At 69.6% G+C, this 2,058-nt stretch carries 1 protein-coding gene; it reads right to left on the bottom strand.

The genetic code is table 11. The annotated features are described in order from the left end of the window. Positions 1-2,058, bottom strand: a 2,058-nt coding sequence (locus QZL63_RS09340; RefSeq protein ID WP_290586722.1) for a TonB-dependent receptor, incomplete at both ends; no start/stop codon positions are given.

Raw genomic sequence — 2,058 nt, 5'->3', positions numbered from 1 at the left:
CAGAAAAAGAAGGGGGGGAAGGGCGAGGCGTCGAGCGTGAAGGCGTCGGGCAGCCGCTCCTGGAGGGTAAGGGCACGGAAGAGTTCGGGGGTGATGCCGGCCTGCTGCGTCACGCGGTCGGTGCGGCGCAGCACGGAGGGCTCGGCGTAGCGGGATCCGGCATAGCCGGCCGAGAGGTGGCAGCTCCAGCCGCGGGGGCCGAAGTAGGTCAGCTCGGCGGAGGAGGTAAGCTGCGGGGCCCCGCCTACCCTGCAGCCGCCCATGCGGCTGACCGAGCGGGTGAGGATCTCGGTGTTGTCCACATCGGAGAGGAGCGTGACGCGGGGATCGCGGACATAGGCATAGCGCGCGGCCGATGCAGCCAGCGCAAGGCGCCAGCGGTACGAGAGGCGCAGGGAGGCGCCGAGTTCGACGCCGCAGAGCGACTGTCCGATGCCCGAAACGGCCAGGTCGCAGTAGAGTGCCGCGAGGTCGTCGTAGCAGCGGCGGGTCTCCGAACCATCGAGGCGCAGCGTGGCGAAGGCCGTGAGCTGCAGTTCGACGTCGCGGCCCGTGCGGCGGAAGGTCAGCTCGGCCGACCGGATGCGCTCGGGACGGGGATCGGCGACCGTGCGGTTGTTGTAGAGGGGCTGGTAGAAGAGCGCCTCGGAGAGGGGCGCCGAGGACCCTGCAAAGGCGGTCAGCGAAAGGTAGCTGCGCGGCGTGAAGGACCAGCCGACGAGCAGTTTGAAGCGGTAGGGCGTAAAGTGCAGGCGGCGCGAGGGACCGAAGGAGAGCGTCCCGGGGAAGAGCTCCTTCTCGTAGTAGCCCCGGCGGCGGACCGTCGTGCGTCCCAGTTCAGCCCCCGCTTCGGCATGGAGGCGGTCGGAGCGGTAGACGGCCCGGAAGAGGATGCGAAGATCGCGGCGGAGCAATGCATAGTCGTAACCGAAGCGGTCGCCCGTGCGGACCTTGCGGTCGGGGTGGCGCAGGTCGTTCTGGAGCAGGTTGCCGTAGGTGTCGTCGTCGATCAGGTACTGGTCGATATCCGTGAGGTGTGAGGCGCCGAGCAGGTCGCGCATCTGCTTGTGGAAGCGCGAGCGGTCGGCGCGCAGCACGGCCCCGAGGCGGAGCGTCAGACGCGGGTCGGGGCGGGTGACCAGAACGGCCGAGAGGGTCAGGTCGGTGCGGCGCTCGACACGGTCGGAGAGGGCATAGGTCGCATCCCCGTCGGCGGAGAGGCGGTTGCGGCGGATGAGGGCGTCCCAGTCGATCTGCGTATAGCGCGGATCGTCCGCCAGCCAGGCGTCGCGGGTCTCGCGGTCGCCGGTATAGCTCGGCAGGTAACGGTAGTTGTCGGGCATCGGCGTGCGGGCGTCGAACCAGTCGAGCATGCTGTAGCGGAGGACGCCGGCCTCGGAGGAGAGACCCGCACGGAGTTCGGTGTGCGCCGAGAGCGGGACGACGAGGTCCGCAACGGCGAGCGGAAGGATCTCACGGCGCACCCGCGAGTTGCGCACGCGCCCCGACTGGTAGCCCCAGGCCGGGTTGTAATAGGGGTCGTCTGTCAGCGAGAAGGCTTCGGCCGAGCTGGAGAGGCGCGTGCCCTGCATCGAGACCGGAAGAAGGAAGAGCAGCGAGGCCCTGGCGCCCGAAGCGAAGGAGCGCGAAAGGCGTAAACCGCCAGTCAGGGCGTGGGTGAAGACCCCCTCGATCAGCAGGTCGCGGCCCGTGCGGGCATCGAAGGCCAGGGCAAGCGACCACGGCCCGCGGCGAAGCGAGGCGGCGGCCTTCGCGCCGACGCGGTAGTTGCGGTCCGAGAAGCGGACCGAGGCGAGGTAAGGAAGCAGCGGCTCGCCATCCGGGAAACGAAATTCCCGGGTGCCGCCCGCACCGCCGAGTTCGGTTTCGGCGGGAGTGGCACCCGGGAAGATGTGCTCCTCGGCTCCGAGAAGCCGGAGCGTCGGGAAATAACGGTAGGAGACCTCCGTCTGTCCGAGGCGGGCGAGCTCCTCATCGTACGGCAGGCCCCGCCGGCGCTGCGCCACACGCGGCAGCGCAAAGTCGGAGGCGGCGCCG

Origin of the sequence: Alistipes sp. CAG:268 (assembly GCA_000434235.1) — a bacterium.
Lineage (GTDB): Bacteria > Bacteroidota > Bacteroidia > Bacteroidales > Rikenellaceae > Alistipes > Alistipes avistercoris.
This window is presented reverse-complemented; position numbering and strand designations above follow the sequence as displayed.